Source organism: Pseudomonas sp. SIMBA_041, assembly GCF_046535095.1.
Classification (GTDB): Bacteria; Pseudomonadota; Gammaproteobacteria; order Pseudomonadales; family Pseudomonadaceae; genus Aquipseudomonas; species Aquipseudomonas mucoides.
This window is the reverse complement of sequence record NZ_JAWRXJ010000243.1, coordinates 1-276: the sequence shown is the minus strand read 5'-3', so window position 1 is coordinate 276 and position 276 is coordinate 1. Positions and strand designations below refer to the sequence as shown.

Sequence of the window (276 nt, the reverse complement as noted above, 5' to 3'; positions counted from 1 at the left end):
AGAAGATCGCGCTGTATCGCGAGGAACTCGTTGTGGCTGCGCTTGCCCGTCAACTGCGCAGACCCGTGCGCTGGCGAGAGGACCGACTCGAGAACCTGACGGCAGCCGCCAATTCGCGCGAAGACTTTTGCCGTACCCGGGCGGCCGTCGACGAACAAGGGACCTTGTTGTCGCTAACCCTCGAAATGCGCGAGGACTTCGGCGCCTATTGCTTCTTCCCGGCAAACTATCTTGCCCGCGTGGTCGCGATGATCCTGAGCGGCCCTTATCGGCTCG

At 62.3% G+C, this 276-nt stretch carries 1 protein-coding gene; it reads left to right on the top strand.

What is annotated here, in order from left to right:
* On the top strand, window positions 1-276 hold a 276-nt coding region (locus SB725_RS31030; protein WP_410923226.1), incomplete at both ends, for a molybdopterin cofactor-binding domain-containing protein.